Below are 15,477 nucleotides of genomic sequence, written 5' to 3'. Positions count from 1 at the left end.
GGACGGTGGCCGTGTCGTCAAAGCTCGGTCGGTCCGGTCATCTGCCTCTCGAAAGCGACCTGCTGGTTCGCGCTTGTCGACGAGCCGCCCCTGCGCGGCGCATACACGACGAGGGAGTGGAAAAGGAAGCGGGCAAAGAACGCGACAGCGAGGGTGAACGCGGTAGCCACCACGCTAGAGATATGCCATGTCTCAACGAGAACGGCCATTACGGGGATACGGACGGCGGCTTCCGCGTTGTTGAAAGCGAACGACTTGGCGAAGCGAGAGCCGAGGTTTGACGCGTTGGCGCGCATTTCGCCGAAGACGAATCGTTCCTGCAGTATGAAATTGCCCACGATTGTGGCTTCCGCAGCGATGATGGCAGCGACGATGTAGTTGACGCCGAGCTGAGTGAGAGCCCACACGATCCCAATGTTCAGGACCGCCCCGAGAGCGCCGATGAGGGCGAAGAGGGACATCTTCCCGAACCTCAAGGCCGCGAGCTGGGCGATGAAATGCAGTCCCTGCCTGAAGGACGCTTTGGAATCGCCGGCGTTGCGTTCTGCGAAGTCGAATGGGATCTCGCTCACCTTGAGGGTCTCACGTGCCAGTATCTCGAGCAGAATCTTGAACCCGCGGGGCTGAAGGCCACCCAGGTCGACCGCGCTACGGTCCACCAAGAAGAAGCCCGTCATTGGGTCGGAGCAATACCTCAGGCGGACGGGGAACATGGACTTGGTGACGAGCGTCGACAGCCTCGACACGCCCGTTCGCACGATTCCTGCGAGCCCATGCGCAGTGCCGTCGCCGCTGTAGCGTGAGGCCACAACGATGTCGGAGCCGTTCAGCTCGAACTCCCGGATGAGTCGAGGAACGTCCTCGGGTGGGTGTTGCAGATCGCCGTCCATCACCACGCAGACGTCGGTGGTGGCGGAATGGAGCCCGACGAGCACGGCGCCTCCCAGGCCGCCGTCGGCGTGCTCGCGGTGGATGACGCGCACCGGAATGGCCGCGTGGCGCGCCACAGCACGGATAACCGCCGGGGTGTCATCGGTCGAGTCGTCGACAAAGATGATCTCGGCGATCTGTCCGTCTGATGCGGCTTCGAGGCGGCGGACCAGGTCGGCGACGTTCGCCGATTCATTGTAGGTGGGCACGACGATAGTGGCTGGCGTGGTCATCTGGTCCTCTCGACGCCCCGTCCCGCGGATGCGTTCGGGCCGATGCTGCTCGATAGATGATATTAGATGCCCGCCGTGCGCATGCTGAGGCTAAGGCTTGACATCAGCGGAGATCGTCACACGGGAGGTCGACGAACCATCCGTCCGGCGCGGCGGGGACGGTCACTATAACGATGCCGACGTCGCTGCTGCATGTCCGGGCGGCATTCTCGACCTCCGGACTCCACGTCGGCCCGTTGCCTCTGGCGGCGCCGTCATCGACATGGTAGCTCGCGGCGAACACTGAAGCCATTATCACGAGGGTCGCGATACCCGCTCCGCCGAGACGACCGTCCGGGCGCCCTCCCACCGCGAGTGCAACGATCGCCCACAGCAACATGATCGGGACGATGGAGTAGCGCAATAGGGGCACGCCGCCAGCCAGCGTCTCGAACCCCATCTTCGCGAAGTCGAACTGTTCGTAGAAGTTCATCCAGAACCCCGCGCCCCAGATGACCACCGAGGCGCCGAGGAGTGCTGTCACGAGCAATGCGCGAGAGCGTCGTCGCCATCCGTACACGACAGCGGCCGCCAGAAAGGGCACCAGTGCGACGTATGCGACGTCCCAGCCGGAGTAGGCGACAAGTGCGGAAGAACCCTTGCCGCTCCCGGTGAAGGCAGAAAGCGGCGCCTGTAGAAAGTAGCCGTCGACCAGCGCGGCAGGCGAGGGGCGACCGCCGTCGCCTCGTGTTTTGTCGAAATTGAGAAACGCCCATGCCTGGATGAGTGCGCCGATCGCGGCGCCTGCATACAAGGGCCACCTCTTGCGAGCTCGCAAGCGCCACAGCAGCAGCGGTGCGAACACAGCGGCCTGTATCTCCGTCGCCACGACCAAGAGTGCGACGACGGCGAGTGCGACGCTTCCCCACCACGTTCGCGGTGCTGCCAAGAAGAGGAAGGGGCTTAAGAATAGGAGCAGCCAATGTAGGTTGGCGAGATTGCCGAGCGCCTCGTAAGCGAGTCCGGGGGAGAGTACGGTGATGCTGGCCAACGCGACTCTTGACGCAGGATGGATGCGCCAGTGGTCGGTGAGACGGAAAACGAGAGCACCGACTGACGCCGCGACGAGGCACGATGCGGCCGAGGTCGCTATGGCCACATGCTCGGCCGGTATGACTGCCCAGATCGCACTGGCGATGATCTGCGGCAGCGCGTGGGTGTAGCCCGCGTACGGGGTGAAGATCCCCGCGGTGAGCAGAGCGGGGTCAAGGGCGCGGGCGGAGAAAATCGCCGCGTCCTCGGCCCACAGCGCGCCGCGTTCTGTGCCGCTGAGCCGGAACCAGGCTAGAAGAAACCCTACGATGACAATGACGAGCGGAGAAAGCACCCGTATCCATCGATATAGTCGCGCATGCGAACGATGCCCTCGAAGGTGTCGAGTGTTCGCCCCGCTGCTCGTACTCCGGCGGGACTCTTGCGCGGGTTCGCCAGCGGTCCCGGTACCGGCGTTCTCTTCGTCGGCGGTCTCGGACAGTGGTGATCTCACGGTCGGTCTGCCCCCATCCGGTTCGATCTGCGGGGCGCGGCCGAAGCCTCGTCGACTTCCTCGGGCACAGCTCCCGGGGCGGCGCGGAGGAGAAACGTCGTAATCGCGACGAGGCCTACGCCCAGAACGACGGTCAGCATCCACCCGGGAAGCGGTGGGAGCCAGGACGGGCTTGCGAGCCACGGTTCGGAGGCGCCGACACTGTACCGATGGGCGGTCTGCACGGTCATTACGACGGCGCCGACGGCGAACACGCCCACGGCGAGGATGCGCAGGGTGCGGACTAGCCGAGGCCCGATCTGGTCACCTCGTCCGCTTAGCCCGCGGTCTGCGACAAAACCCGTGACGATCAGCAGCGTGGCGACGAGCGGCAGCGAGTATCGTCCCTGCCAGCCGACTCCCGACCACTGCAGTCCTGCCAGTACACCGGGGACGACTGTCGCTGAGGCGAAGGCGATGAGCAGGGCGATCTTCCCGCGTCGACGCGCGACTGCGAACGCGACGACCACGTAAGCCCCGATGAACATCAGCCAGACCAGAGAAAGGATGTGAGGGCTCGGCAGGTCCAACCACCCGAGGTCGCCGTACATCTGATTCAACTGCTCGTAGTAGGACGAGTAGAAGATTGAAATGCCCTCGAGCCCCTCGGCAAGTGTCTCGGGACGCTCGACTCCCACGTAGTAGGTGCCATGTCCGGCTACCCAAATAACGCTCCATACCGCGATAGCGATCAGCGCGATCAGCACGATCTGCGTGCTGCGGTCGCGAAGGTGCCCGAACGCCCTGCGCCACCCCACCGCGGTCACGACAGCTATAGCCGCAAGGAGGAGGAAGAGGGGTGATAGCCCACGCGTGACTATGAGAAGCGACCCCGAGATCAGCAGCAGTGTATGTTGCTCCGTCCACCCGCGAGCTTGCCTGCGTTTAGCGAATAGCTGATAGGCCGCCACGGCGACGCAGAAGATCGTGGCGATCTCCCAAGCGCTCGGATTCACGACCATCCCCACGTACAAGGTCATCGGAGTCAGCACGAGCGCTGCTCCGACGAGGGGCCACCCGGTCGTCGCGCCGCGCCGCAGCAGCGACAACCCCCAGGCGAGGAACGCGGACGTCACGATAGCTGCAAGCGCTCGTGAGAGGTACATGCCATATTCCGTCGGAACGATGAGGGATCCCAAGCCCGCCCAAAGGTAGAACACCGGGTTGTAGAGGCCAGCATTGGTCTGCGAACGAATGTCGGCGTTTGAGTCGAGACGTAGGGGTCCCTGGCAGGACGCGGTGATTTCCGGGTGGAAAGCAATACACGCGGCGAACTTGTGGGTGTTGGCGATGCGCTCTGGCACCATCGGCTCGAGGAGGCCTGCTTGACCGCGAACCGCTGCCGACGCGTAGATGTAGTGAGCGGCCTCGTCGGCTCCCGAGGCGATCGGCAGGAACACTGCCCCCGTCCCGAGGATCATCAGCACCGCGAGTGCGAGAAGAAGAACCTCGGCCGTTCGGTGGCGATGAAGGAGGTCGACGAAGGTGGAACGTATGCTCATGGGCTGCTGTTCGATCACTCTCTGCAACTGGCCTCGGAAACGCGCCGGGGCGGACCACAGACTACAGGTGAACCCCTCCAAGCTGAGTCACGACCCTTGTTAGGATCGAGCGTGCCCACTGCCCTACACCCCGAGACTCTCGTCATCGTGCCCGCATGGAACGAGTGCGCGAACATCGCCGCGACGGTGGCAGAGATACGAGAGCAACCTGAGCAGTTTGAGGTTCTGGTGGTCGACGATGGGTCGACGGACGGGACGGGCGCGGTAGCAGCCGCCGCAGGTGCGCGGGTACTCACGCTCCCGTTCAACATGGGGGTGGGGGGTGCCATGCGTGCCGGATTCACCTACGCGCAGCGACATGGCTTCCAGAGAGCGATCCAGGTGGATGCTGACGGCCAGCACAACCCGCGCGATATCGCCGCCGTTCTCGCAGGACTCGACACGGCCGACATCTCGATCGGGGCGAGGTTCGCTGACGTCGGTGATTACTCCGCGAAGGGTCCGCGCCGGTGGGCGATGAAACTGCTCGCCGGCGTCTTGTCGCGGGTGGCGAAGACAACTCTCACGGACGTGACGAGTGGTTTCCGTGCCGCCAACGCGGTCGCGATCGATCAATACGTCCGCTACTACCCGGCCGAATACCTGGGCGACACGGTGGACTCGCTGGTGAATGCGCTGCACGCGGGTTTGACGGTCACGCAGGTGCCGGTTGCGATGCGGCCGCGGGCCTTCGGCCGGCCCAGTCAGAATCCGATCGGAGCCACGGTGTACCTGACGCGATCGGTCTTTGCTCTCAGCCTCGCGTTGATGCGTGGGCCCGCTAGACCCGTGGAAGCAGCAGCGTCATGATCATTGCCGCAGGAATAATATTCGCGATCGTCGTCCTCGCGATCATCATCGGCCTACTTTTGAGACGCCAGCTTCGCGAGAAGTACGCAACCCTCTGGCTGATCATCGGTCTCGCCCTCCTCGTCATCTCGGTGTTCCCTGGGCTGCTCTTGCAGCTGACCGACGTGCTCGGTGTCCAGGTGCCAGCTAACCTCATCTTCGCCCTTTCCATCGTGCTGCTCGTCGGAGTTGCCCTCCACCTGTCGTGGGAGCTGTCTCGGGCCGAAGACGAGATCCGTCGCCTCGCAGAGGAGGCCGCGATCCTTCGAACTGACCTCGACGAGTTGAGGGCGCGGTTCAATTCCCGGAGCGAGTGCTCCCGGGTTCACGGTGATCCGCCTCGGGACGGTCGCGCCGAGTGACAGTGCGCCGACACTACTGGCTGCGCTCCGGCGGGAAGATCCAGTAGCGGTAACCGAAGTAGTTCCATACCGTCGTCGACGCGACGGCGATCGCCTTTCCTAGGGCCCACGGCCATCCGAGAGCATCAATGCCCGTGACGATCGCGGTGGTGGCGAAGGCGTTGAAGATCACGAGTGCTGTGTATTTGGCAGCACTCGATCCCCATCCCGCGCCGGTCTGGAACGTGATCGCCCGTTGCATTACGAACGTCAGCGCGAAGCTCGTGAAGAAGGCGACGGGCGTAGCGATCACCAGGTCGATGTGGACCAGGTCATGCAAAACGAACAGCAGTCCGAAGTCGAAAATGAAGGCAACGCCGCCCACGACGAGGTACCTGACTGCACTGTTTCTCCACATCCGCTTCATCGGTGCGGGCACGAGTGCGCTCAGCCGCACGATCGGTTCCTCGCGAGAGTCCGAGGCGCCGGACCTGCTGTTGCGCAACGCAGCTTCACGATCTCAGGTATGCGCGGAGGGCGTCGGCACCCGCAGTTGGCGAGAATCCGCTCGCCTCCAATGCAGACAGATCCAGTTCGCTGTTACGCGGCCTCGCTGATACGGGATGCGCTGCCCCCGCGAAATAGCCCTCCGTGCTGACGCCGCTGACGCGGCCAACATCGTGACCGGTCTGTGCGAAGACATCCTGCGCCACGTCGAACCAGGTCGACGCGGCGCCCGACGAGCTGACGTTGTAAAGGCCGTAGGCCGCACCGCTGTCCAGCAGATGCCGGATGCCGCGCGCGATGTCGTCCGTAAACGTCAGGCGTCCGATCTGGTCGTCGACGACCTTCGGATCGATGCCCCGCTCGGCGAGAGACGCCATGGTGCGGACGAAGTTGTTGCCGTCGCCGATCACCCAGCTGGTGCGGACGATGTAGTGACGGGGGACGACGGATACCACGGCATCACCGGCGGCCTTCGTCTGTCCGTAGACGCCGAGCGGTGACACGGGGTCGCTCTCGGTGTAGGCGCCGTCCTTCGTTCCATCGAACACGTAGTCGCTCGAGACGTGGACGAGGGTGATGCCGTTCGCCGTGGCGATGCGCGCCAGCGCGGCGACCGCGGTGACGTTGGCCGCCCAGGCGTCGACGCGCCCCTCGGGGGTCTCGGCGAGGTCGACCTTCGTGTACGCGGCCGCATTGATGATCGTGCTGTAGTCGCGCCACCGGCGCGCGGAGGCCAGGTCGGGCGACGTCAGGTCGAGCTCGTCCCGCCCCGCGTACTCCATCCAGGGGTGATCGCCGAACTCGGCGCGCAGTGCCCGGCCGAGCTGGCCGTTCGCGCCGGTCACCAGGATGCGCTTGGGCGGCATCGGAACCACATCGGAAAGACGCGGGTGGTTCTTGTCCTTCTCACTGATCTCGACCTGATCGAGCGGGATCGGCCACTCGATCGCGGCGGTCTCGTCGGCGAGATTCAGGAAGGTGTAGGTCGCATCGGGCGACCAGTGGTCGTTCACGAGGTACGTGTACGCGGTGTCGGGCTCGAGCGTCTGATACGAGTTCCCGACGCCGCGCGGGACGAAGATCGCTCGCGAGGGGTCGAGCTCAGCGGTGTAGACGGCCCCGAAGGTCGGCCCCTCACGAAGGTCGACCCAAGCGCCGAAGATGCGGCCCGTGGCGACCGAGACGTACTTGTCCCAGGGCTCGGCGTGGATACCGCGGGTCGTGCCCACCGCGTCGTTGAACGAGATGTTGTTCTGCACCGGGCCGAAGTCGGGCAGATCGATGCCGGCCGCGGTCATCTTCTCGCGTTGCCAGTTCTCCTTGAACCAACCCCGTGAGTCGCCGTGCACGGGCAGATCGAGGACGATCAGCCCCGGGATGGCGGTCTCGGTGACCGTGAGCGTCTTGCCGAACTCGATGGCCACGCGTCACTGCCCCTTCGAGGCGTAGAAAGCTTCGACGCCGTCCTTCGCGGGCGCCCACCAGTCCTCGTTGTCGCGGTACCAGTCGATGGTCGCTTTCAGGCCGGCTTCGAAGTCCTGGTAGCGCGGCGTCCAGCCGAGCTCGGTGCGGAGCTTCGTGGAGTCGATCGCGTAGCGGAGGTCGTGTCCGGGGCGGTCGGTGACGTGGTCGTACGCGTCGGTGGGGTTGCCGGTGAGGGCGAGGATGAGTTCGACGACGGTCTTGTTGTCCTTCTCGCCGTCGGCGCCGATGAGGTACGTCTCGCCGATGACGCCCTTATCGAGGATCGTCAGCACGGCGGAGGAGTGGTCGTCGGCGTGAATCCAGTCGCGCACGTTCTCGCCCTTGCCGTAGAGCTTGGGGCGGATGCCGCGCAGGACGTTGGTGATCTGGCGGGGGATGAACTTCTCGACGTGCTGATACGGCCCGTAGTTGTTCGAGCAGTTGCTGATCGTCGCCTTCACCCCGAACGAACGCACCCATGCGCGCACGAGCAGGTCGGAGCCGGCCTTGGTGCTGCTGTAGGGCGAGGACGGGTTGTACGGCGTGGACTCGGTGAACCGTGCCGGGTCGTCGAGCTCGAGGTCGCCGTACACCTCGTCCGTGGAGATGTGGTGGAAGCGCTTGTCGTGCTTCCGCGCTGCCTCGAGCAGGGTGTAGGTCCCCACGATGTTCGTGTCGAGGAACGGGCGGGGGTCGTGGAGGGAGTTGTCGTTGTGCGACTCGGCCGCGTAGTGCACGACGGCGTCGACCTGGCCGAACAGCTCGTCTACGAGGGCGGCGTCGGCGATGTCGCCCTGCACCAGGCGCACCCGATCCTCCGGCAGGCCCGCAAGGGATGCGGCGTTGCCCGCGTAGGTGAGCTTGTCAAGCACGATCACCGAGTGATCGGTGTGGTCGATGACGTGGTGAACGAAGTTCGAACCGATGAACCCGGCGCCGCCGGTCACAAGAAGCGTGGACACGCCCTCCAGGCTACCTGCCTACACCTGAGCGCTGAGGGAACGCGCCTAGAGCGCTCACGTGCGCTCGATAGAATTCAGCGGCCGCAGACCGCGGCGCGAGAGGAGCCGTCCGCCGACATGGATGAACCGGCAGAGCGCGTACGACGCCGATTGGTGTATGCCGTCGAAGGCCCGCGCGCGGTGGTGGACGACCACGTCATCCACGCCCTCTCGGCGCTCCGTCCTTTGATGGACGACATCGTCGTCATCGTCCCGGACGCGCTCGAGGTGGCCGAGCGCCAGCGTCTCCGCAGGATCTGCGACTCGATCGCCGAGCCGGCGGCATCGGTGTTCCAGCCGACCGACTACCGCGACGCGATCCGACAGCGCGCGGACGAGTCGGGGCCTGCGCACGAAGTGATCCTGAGTGGTGACTCGTGGTTCGGACCGGTCTCCGATTTCTCCGCGGTGATCAACCGCATGGCCGAGGTTCCCTGCGCGGCCTGGCAGCTGGTCGAGAACGCTCATGGTCACCAGCCGGAGTCCTTCCCCGGCGAGGGCTTCCCGCTGCTGACCGCGCCCTGGGTGTGGACGGTCCTGCGCGAGGAGGCGCTGAGCAGCGAAGTCCTCGACGAGTTCTGGGTCTCGAGCACGGAGCGTCCGCACGATGCGGAGTACCTCCTCCCTCGTGCGTTGCGCGGGGCGGGGCTGGCGGTCGAGTTCGCCTTTCCCGCATCGGATTTCCGCAGTGGTGACCCGCTCGTGTTCAGTGCTCGTGCACTGTTGGCCGCCGGGTGCCCCGTCGTGGGCAAGGCGCAGTTCCGACTCTTCCCCCCATACCTCGACCAGCACGCGGTGATCGGGCGGGAGATGCTGGCGCGTCTGGATGGCCACGGTTTCCCCACCGGGCTGATTCGACAGAGCCTCGCGCGGTCGGTTCCCCCGAAGGCGCTCAACACGAACGCCGGCATGCTCGACGTCCTGCCCCTGCAGGCGCGGCCCGACACGTCCGCCGTGGACTCCCTCACCATCGTCGTCATCCTCCACGTCAGCGAGTTCGTCGGGCTCGACGAGGTGCTGCAGGCTATCCGGAACGTTCCCGCCGGCTATGACCTCCTGGTCACCGTGGGCGACGGCATGAGCGCCGCGCAGGTGCAGGCGCGCCTGGAAGAGCGCGACGACCTCGGTTTCGGCTCGCTCGAAGTGCGCGTCGTTCCGCCCGGCCCGGGCCGGGATATGAGTGACTTCTTCGTCGGCTGCCGCGACGTGCTGCTCAACGGGGGCCACGACATCGTGATCAAGCTCCACAACCGGCCCTCTCCGCGCAAGACACTGAATCTGCGCCGCTACGCGCGGCGATATCAGCTCGACAACTTGCTGGGCAGCCGCGGGTACGCCCGCAACCTCCTGCAGATGTTCGTTCGTGAGCCGGGTCTGGGGCTCGTGTTCCCGCCGATGGTCCACATCGGGTTCGGCACGATGGGCCGCGGGTGGGCCGGCCTCGAAGGGCCGTCGAAACGCCTGTTGGACAAGCTCGGCATCCGTGTGCCCGTCGACGCCGTCTCGCCGCTCGCGCCCTACGGCGGCATGTGGATCGCGCGTCCCGACGCGCTCCGCAGGATGGTCGAACCGCGCTGGCGGCATGCCGATTATCGCCGAGGGAAGCGGAACCGCGAACTGGCGCATGTCCAGGAGCGGACGGTCGTGCTGGCCGCGGCCGAGGACGGGTTCCACGCGCGAACCGTCCTGACTCCCGAGCACGCGAGCATCAGTCACACCGCGCTCCAGTTCAAGACCGATCAGGTCTCGATGTCGGTTCGTGGCTACCCGATCGATCAGATCCGGTTCCTGCATGGGGCGGGCGCGATGGGGTTCGGTGGGCCGGTGGCCCTGTTCCGCATGTACCTGCGGCTCAACCACTTCGGCGTGGCCCGGCGTCTGCTGCCGATCTACTACTTCGCGCGGCGCGGCTACGGTGTGGTGGCGCGCGCGCGACGCGTGCTGTCTCGGGGACTGCGACGCGGGGAGGACTCGGAATGAAGACTGCTGAACTCGTGAACTTCCCGGCTCGCGCCGCTGCGGAGTTCCCCGAAGGTGGCAAGCGCGCGCTGATCTACGTCGTCTACGACCGCCGGGGCGACGTCGAGGCCTACATTCCCTACGCGCTGAGCCGGCTGCGCGCTCATTGCGATCACGTCCTCGTCGTCGTCAACGGTCTTCTCACCGACGCCGGCCGTCAGACGCTCGAGCCGGTCGCCGACGAGATCCTCGTGCGCGAGAACCGCGGCTTCGATATCACCGGCTACAAAGAGGGTCTCGAGCATCTGGCCGATCGCCTCGCGGAGTGGGACGAGGTCGTCCTCGCGAACGACACGTGGTTCGGGCCGATCGGCGACTTCGCGCCGCTGTTCGAGCGCATGGACAAGCGGCCTCTCCACTTCTGGGGGATGACCGACCACCCGCGGGTCGAGCCGAACCCGTTCACCGGGGACTCCTATCTCGCCTATCACCTCCAGTCCTACTGGATGGCGGTTCGGCGCGACATGTTTGTCTCGGAAGAGTGGACCCGTTATTGGCGCGATCTGCCGTCGCTCGACAGCTATTCGGATGCTGTCGCGAAGCACGAGGCGGTCTTCACCGAGCGTTTCGTCGACTTCGGCTTCGTCGCCGAAGTCGCCTTCCCGAGCCTGACCGACAAGATCGAGAACAACGCTGTCCTCTACGCGCAGCAGCTCATCGAGGCGGGCTGCCCGACCCTGAAGCGGCGCCCGTTCTTCCAGTGGCCACCCTTCATGGATCGCCTCTCGGTCATCGGCCGGTGGACGCTGGAGGCCGCGGAGCGCCGTGGCTACCCGATGGAGCTGATCTACCAGGATCTCGCGCGCAACGTCGAGCCCCAGACGCTGAATGCGGACGCAGCCATGCTCGAGGTGCTCGCGGAGGAGGACGACGGGACCTACGACGCGACCCGCCCGCTGCGGACGCTCGCGGTCGCACACATCTACTACCCCGAGATGACCGACGAGATCATGGATCGCATCGACACCCTCCCGGGTGCCTACGACCTGGTGATCACGACGCCGGAAGAGGAGCGTGCCCGCAGCATCCGCGAGCACCTGTCGCGGCGCACCGCCCGGGGCTCGGTCGAGGTGCGGGTCCTTCCCTCCAACAACGGGCGAGACCAAGCCGCGTTCCTGATCGGCTGCCGCGACGAGCTGCTCGACGGCGGATACGACCTCGTCGTGAAGGTGCATTCGAAGAAGACGCCGCAGGATTCCGACAACGTCGGGCGTCACTTCAAACTGCAGCAGTTCGAGAACCTGCTGTTCTCGAGCGGCTACACCGCCAACCTCGTCGCGCTCTTCCAACGCGAATCAGGTCTGGGCATGGCCTTCCCGCCGGTCGTGCACATCGGGCACCCGACGCTCGGACATGGGTGGTGGGCGAACAAGCCCGGATTCCTCGAGCTGATGGCGAAAATGGGTGTGCGTGTGCCCGTCGACGAGGGGACGCCGCTCGCGCCCTACGGGTCGATGTTCTTCGCGCGCCCTGAAGCGCTGCGTCGCCTCGTCGAGCAGCCGTGGGACTACGACCAGTTCGGCGGCGTTGAGGCATACGTCGATGGTGGGCTGGCTCACATCCTCGAGCGCGTCCCCGCGTACGTCGCGGGGGAGGCCGGATACCACACGCGTACGGTGACGTCTCCCGACTACATGGCGGTCAGCTACACCGCGCTGGACTACAACTTCGATCAGATCTCGGTGACGCTGCCGCCTGCTTCGACGATGGAGCAGATCGAGTTCCTGCGCCGAGCCGGCGAGTTCGAGTGGGGAACCTTCCGCGATTTCCTGAAGATGTACGCCAGGCTGCACCGGCCCCAGCAGGAGGATCGCCTCCTGACTGCGTACGACCGGTCGGTGGTGTGGCGACGACGGGTCAGGCGGATGCTGCGTCCGCTGCGACGTCGCTAGCGCTGGCGGCCGCCCGCCGGCGCCGTGCGCTCGCGTAGCGCCGTCTCGAGCAGCGTCGTGGCGCGAGCGTCGAACGAGTGCAGGTGCCGGATGCCTGTCGAGATGACCTCGGCCGTCTCTCCGGACGGGAAGAGGCGCTGCGGGTCTTGCCGGAGCAGGTCCAGAAGCTCGGGAACGGTGCGGTACGTGCGCACCATGCCGCTGAACAGCTCGTCGATTCCCTCGACGTCGTCGCTGATCGCGCGTCCGCCCGCGGCGACGACATCGAAGAGCCGGTTCGAGATGAATCCGGATGCTTGCATGGCCGGCCAATGGTCGTTGAGGACGAGGCGCGCGCCTTCGTAGAGTGCAGGCAGTTCGGCGTTCGGCACCCCCGCCGCGACGACAGACGACGCGGGGATCCAGCCGGTCCAGTCGGGGCCGTAGACGTCGACCTGGAAGCCGGCGCGGATCGGCTCGATGACGGAGGGACGCGGGATGCCGCGGGCCGTGCCCACGAAGACGATCCGGTCCGTGCGCTCTGCGCCCGTGGGGTGGAAGCGGTGCACGTCGGTGCACTGCAGCAGCGGCTCGATCGGCCCGAGCGCTCCGGCCGCCGACCGGATCCACTTCTCGGAGGCGGCGAAGACGTGATCGAACGCGGCGGTCTCGTCGCGTGTCAGCTGGTCGGGGTGGCTGATGATCCACAGCAGCGAGATCGCCGATCGGTGGGGATCGATCCGCTCCGGTCCGCGCAGGACCACTTCGACGTCATCGAGATGGTGGGACGGCCGATTACGGGCCCCGATGGAGTCGATGACGACATCCTGCCCCAGGCGTCGGAGCGCATCGGCGAGCCCGCGCGCGAAGTGCGTGTCGCCCCACCACTCCGCACCGAGCCCGGCTGGAGCAGCGGTCTTGAGCGCCCACCGCAGCCGAGGCGCCGCGGATCGAGCCGCGGGCGATCGCCGTCCGAGTCGCGCGTCGTCGTCATGGACCGCGGCCAGACCGATGCGGGCGACCAGGTGGTCGAGGTCGTCGGTCATGCCCCGGGCCGCCTCGACCCGCGCATGCGCCGGGAGATGACGCTCAGGGGAGATGACCCACGCGTCGGTGCGGACCTGGGCGGTGTCCGGCATCGTCGAGGTGCCCACGGTTACGGCGAACGTCGACGAGGCGATGCCGTCGACGGACACGCGCTGGCCGAGACCGCGCGCGTCCTCCGCGGGGTGCCCGAGCAGGAGCGGATGCAGCCGAGGTCCGCGCCGCACCAGCCCGCAGTTGATCACAACGCCGTCGATGTCGAGGACGAGGGGCGACGTGATGCCTGCATCCGTCTCGGCGAGGGCGACGACGCTCTCGGTCGTGATCTCGTCACCGGCCCCGCGGACGATCAGGCGAGAGCCGGAACCGAGCCGATCCGTGACGCTGCCGACGACGGAAGACAACGGCTCGTCGGCGATGACGAGTGTTCCGGTGGTGCCCGCCGACGCGGCCACGGCCGGCACCCAGGCATCCGGTCGTTCGCCGTTGACAGCGAGGACGAGACGGGCACCGATGCGGCGACCCGCCTGCGCGGCCGTGTCCATCGTGAGGCTGAAGTCGCGCTCGTGCCCGGCGAGGCGCCACAGGAGCACGACGTGGTTGGAGGCGAGTTCGGCCAGGTCGCTCTCCGCGGCGGTCCGCCCTGCCGGGGAGAGCGCTCGGGTCGCAAGAGCCGAGATCCGGTCCGCGCGCATCTGCGCACGATCGCCCGGAAAGCCGAAGGCCAGGGCTGACCCCGCCTGCAGGCCGCGCCAGGCGTGGCCGAGCGGGCCGGCAGGATCGTCGGAGGACTCGGGGTGGGCGAGGGCGTAGCCGGGGGCGTCCCACAGCAGGCTCGTCCGGATGCGTCGGCGGTCGTTCACCAGGTACGCGTACAGGGCCGGGACCCTCCCCGCGTCGGAGAGCTGCATCGACACCATCTGTTCCGAGAACAGCGGGTTCAGGACGAAACCGTCGCGGAAGCCCCGGCGGACGTAATGCCGCACGGCGGCGCGCGGGCTCAGGCCTGGCCGCTGGGCGGAGACGGCGACCGGGTCGACGATGTCGGCACGGTTGATGGTCCGCGCCCACCAGACCCGGTCGATGCGGCGGATGATGGGGCCGCCCCACCAGGAGCCCCGGACGTCTCGCACGCGCGAGCGGGCGACCGCGGCCGCGCGCCGGATGGTCGTCCGGACGATGGTGCCGGGCGACGCGGCGCGGGGCGTCACCGACCGCGCTCGAGGACCTCGAGCAGGTACGTTCCGTATCCGGACTTCACGAGCTTCGCCGCGCGGTTGCGCAGTTCGTCGTCGGAGAGGAACCCCTGACGCCAGGCCACCTCCTCGGGAACGCCGATCCGCAGACCCGTCCGTCGCTCCATCGTGCGCACGTAATCGGCGGCGTCGGTCATCTGATCGAAGGTGCCGGTGTCGAGCCAGGCGGTGCCGCGGGGGAGGACCTCGACCTGCAGCTTGCCCCGTTCGAGGTAGGCGCTGTTGATGTCGGTGATCTCGTACTCGCCGCGGGGCGAGGGCTGGAGGTTGCGGGCGATGTCGATCACATCGTTGTCGTAGAAGTACAGGCCCGGCACCGCGAAGTTGCTCTTCGGCTCGCGGGGCTTCTCCTCCAGCGACACGGCGCGACCCTCGTCATCGAACTCGACCACGCCGTACGCGGAAGGCTCGCCCACCCAGTACGCGAAGACAGCCCCGCCGTCGACGTCGGCGTAGCGCTTGAGCTGTGAACCGAGGCCCGGTCCGTAGAGGAGGTTGTCGCCGAGGACGAGGGCCACCTTGTCGTCGCCGATGAAGTCTGCGCCGATCGTGAACGCCTGGGCCAGCCCGTCGGGGGCCGGCTGCTGCGCGAACGTGAGCGAGATCCCGAACTGCGAGCCGTCGCCCAGGAGCCGCTCGAAGAACGGCGCGTCGTGCGGCGTCGTGATGATCAGGATGTCGCGGATGCCCGCGAGCATCAGCGTCGACAAGGGGTAATAGACCATCGGCTTGTCGTACACCGGGATCAACTGCTTCGAGACGCCCAGCGTGATCGGGTGCAGTCGCGTGCCCGAACCGCCGGCGAGAATGATGCCCTTCACGCCTTCATCGTGTCACATCAGCGCTGCGCGATGCGC

At 66.5% G+C, this 15,477-nt stretch carries 12 protein-coding genes; 4 read left to right on the top strand and 8 right to left on the bottom strand.

What is annotated here, in order from left to right:
• Positions 1–17 precede the first annotated feature (17 nt).
• The 3 genes from CI089_RS02810 to CI089_RS02800 all read right to left on the bottom strand — a co-directional run bounded on the left by CI089_RS02810 (position 18) and on the right by CI089_RS02800 (position 4,229).
• Positions 18–1,163 (bottom strand): glycosyltransferase, encoded by a 1,146-nt coding sequence (locus CI089_RS02810; protein ID WP_094260166.1) that lies wholly within the window; start codon positions 1,161–1,163, stop codon positions 18–20.
• A 103-nt stretch (positions 1,164–1,266) separates the two neighbouring features.
• A complete protein-coding gene (locus CI089_RS02805) occupies positions 1,267–2,529 on the bottom strand; it encodes a hypothetical protein (protein ID WP_094260165.1) in 1,263 nt (420 codons plus the stop codon).
• Positions 2,530–2,684: 155 nt separating this feature from the next.
• The gene (locus CI089_RS02800; protein WP_094260164.1) at positions 2,685–4,229 is read right to left on the bottom strand and encodes a DUF2142 domain-containing protein; all 1,545 of its coding nucleotides are present in this window, start codon (positions 4,227–4,229) and stop codon (positions 2,685–2,687) included.
• 111 nt (positions 4,230–4,340) lie between these two features.
• Between CI089_RS02800 and CI089_RS02795 the strand changes: the two genes are divergently transcribed.
• Together CI089_RS02795 and CI089_RS02790 are read left to right on the top strand one after the other, a co-directional pair.
• Positions 4,341–5,078, top strand: coding sequence for a glycosyltransferase family 2 protein (locus CI089_RS02795; RefSeq protein ID WP_256977414.1), 738 nt, complete (start codon positions 4,341–4,343; stop codon positions 5,076–5,078).
• Positions 5,075–5,479: a DUF2304 domain-containing protein gene (locus CI089_RS02790; RefSeq protein ID WP_094260163.1), complete on the top strand. Its 405-nt coding sequence runs from the start codon at positions 5,075–5,077 to the stop codon at positions 5,477–5,479. Before CI089_RS02795 ends, CI089_RS02790 begins: the two co-directional genes overlap by 4 nt.
• Before the next feature lie 13 nt (positions 5,480–5,492).
• On the opposite strand, the gene CI089_RS02785 is transcribed toward CI089_RS02790, so the two are convergent.
• The 3 genes from CI089_RS02785 to rfbB are packed head-to-tail and all read right to left on the bottom strand — an operon-like array spanning position 5,493 to position 8,391.
• A complete protein-coding gene (locus CI089_RS02785) occupies positions 5,493–5,915 on the bottom strand; it encodes a GtrA family protein (protein ID WP_256977411.1) in 423 nt (140 codons plus the stop codon).
• A gap of 55 nt (positions 5,916–5,970) precedes the next feature.
• Complete coding sequence (locus tag CI089_RS02780) at positions 5,971–7,389, bottom strand: sugar nucleotide-binding protein (RefSeq protein WP_094260161.1); 1,419 nt, start codon at positions 7,387–7,389, stop codon at positions 5,971–5,973.
• Between the two features lie 3 nt (positions 7,390–7,392).
• Positions 7,393–8,391, bottom strand: a complete 999-nt coding sequence (gene rfbB, locus CI089_RS02775; protein WP_094260160.1) for a dTDP-glucose 4,6-dehydratase — start codon at positions 8,389–8,391, stop codon at positions 7,393–7,395.
• A gap of 117 nt (positions 8,392–8,508) precedes the next feature.
• Between rfbB and CI089_RS02770 the strand changes: the two genes are divergently transcribed.
• Both CI089_RS02770 and CI089_RS02765 read left to right on the top strand, forming a co-directional pair.
• Positions 8,509–10,410 (top strand): rhamnan synthesis F family protein, encoded by a 1,902-nt coding sequence (locus CI089_RS02770; RefSeq protein ID WP_094260159.1) that lies wholly within the window; start codon positions 8,509–8,511, stop codon positions 10,408–10,410.
• On the top strand, positions 10,407–12,341 hold the full coding sequence (locus CI089_RS02765) for a rhamnan synthesis F family protein (RefSeq protein ID WP_094260158.1): 1,935 nt from the start codon (positions 10,407–10,409) through the stop codon (positions 12,339–12,341). Before CI089_RS02770 ends, CI089_RS02765 begins: the two co-directional genes overlap by 4 nt.
• On the opposite strand, the gene CI089_RS02760 is transcribed toward CI089_RS02765, so the two are convergent.
• Both CI089_RS02760 and rfbA read right to left on the bottom strand, forming a co-directional pair.
• Positions 12,338–14,575: a glycosyltransferase gene (locus tag CI089_RS02760; protein ID WP_094260157.1), complete on the bottom strand. Its 2,238-nt coding sequence runs from the start codon at positions 14,573–14,575 to the stop codon at positions 12,338–12,340. The two genes, CI089_RS02765 and CI089_RS02760, sit on opposite strands and share 4 nt — an antisense overlap.
• A complete protein-coding gene (rfbA, locus tag CI089_RS02755) occupies positions 14,572–15,441 on the bottom strand; it encodes a glucose-1-phosphate thymidylyltransferase RfbA (RefSeq protein ID WP_094260156.1) in 870 nt (289 codons plus the stop codon). Before rfbA ends, CI089_RS02760 begins: the two co-directional genes overlap by 4 nt.
• Between the last annotated feature and the right edge of the window lie 36 nt (positions 15,442–15,477).

Origin of the sequence: Microbacterium sp. Yaish 1, assembly GCF_002245215.1 — a bacterium.
Classification (GTDB): Bacteria; Actinomycetota; Actinomycetes; order Actinomycetales; family Microbacteriaceae; genus Microbacterium.
This window is presented reverse-complemented; position numbering and strand designations above follow the sequence as displayed.

Bases quoted from the DNA above. Each gene is read 5' to 3' on its own strand.
- CI089_RS02810 (WP_094260166.1), bottom strand. From the start codon at position 1,163: ATGACCACGCCAGCCACTATCGTCGTGCCCACCTACAATGAATCGGCG.
- CI089_RS02800 (WP_094260164.1), bottom strand. From the start codon at position 4,229: ATGAGCATACGTTCCACCTTCGTCGACCTCCTTCATCGCCACCGAACG.
- CI089_RS02790 (WP_094260163.1), top strand. From the start codon at position 5,075: ATGATCATTGCCGCAGGAATAATATTCGCGATCGTCGTCCTCGCGATC.
- CI089_RS02770 (WP_094260159.1), top strand. From the start codon at position 8,509: ATGGATGAACCGGCAGAGCGCGTACGACGCCGATTGGTGTATGCCGTC.
- CI089_RS02765 (WP_094260158.1), top strand. From the start codon at position 10,407: ATGAAGACTGCTGAACTCGTGAACTTCCCGGCTCGCGCCGCTGCGGAG.